Here is a 908-nt window from a genome sequence, read left to right on the forward strand (position 1 = left end):
TGATTGTCCTTTGGAAGTAAATTTTATGTTGATATCCTGCTGGATTTACGAGCAGGATATCAACTCTTTTTCAACCTTTTCACACTGAAAAGATGCCAGCATCAAAATTTAAAAATATTAGTTACCGGGCGCGTGGCCTGGCTAACCTTGGCGGTATTGCCCGTATGGTTTTGTTTGCCGAATCGGATTTCGTTGCCGGGTGGCCTATTGCCGCCGATATCGGTTTACTAGGTGAATGCACTGTTTTACCGCGTATTGTTGCCAATACAGTACCAGCCGAAATTACTTTTGACCTACACACCGGCCGCGCAAAATCTTCCAAAAAGGGAACGCTGGGATATCAGAACTACGAGCACGATGTCGAATGCAAGTTCGCCGGTGTGGATCCTAGCCAGCTGGAAGCCGTTCAGAAGTTTTTGAACGAAGGCGGTGTTGCCGTGGCTTACTACAAAAACGGCAAGCGCCGTATTTATGGTACGAGCTGGAACCCGCTTGTCATTGAAGACAGTGACGATTCTGGCGCGAAGGCGGATGACCAAAACGCGATCAGTTTTAAAGCGAAAGGCGACGGGTACCCCTTCCCTGCCCTGTTTTTGCAGGATGCCCTTGTGATGCCAACAGACACGGCGGCAGCCAAACCAAAACCTTTTGCAGTAGTTTAAAACCTTACTCAATCAAAATTTTATAACTGCATTAAGATATGCCTGCAAGTACATCAAAATTTAAAAATATAGCTTACCGGGCGCGTGGCCTGGCTAACCTGGGAGGGATCGCCCGCATGGTCCTTTATGCTGAATCCGATTTTACGGCTGGCTGGCCGTTGGATACGCAAGTGGTGGCGGGTACCCTGGCCACCGCTCCGCCAATCGCGGCCGGTGTGATCCCGGCCGAACTTAGCTTTGACCTGA

Annotated in this window: 1 protein-coding gene and 1 pseudogene; both read left to right on the forward strand. The window is 49.3% G+C overall.

The features are described from left to right. Positions 1-92: 92 nt before the first annotated feature. On the forward strand, positions 93-662 hold the full coding sequence (locus tag AC1XUO_RS29615; protein ID WP_483333518.1) for a hypothetical protein: 570 nt from the start codon (positions 93-95) through the stop codon (positions 660-662). Positions 663-700: 38 nt separating this feature from the next. After that, positions 701-908 (forward strand): annotated as a pseudogene (locus AC1XUO_RS29620) (hypothetical protein); the annotation flags it as partial.

It is taken from the genome of Dyadobacter sp. HNCC25DJ186 (assembly GCF_056895235.1).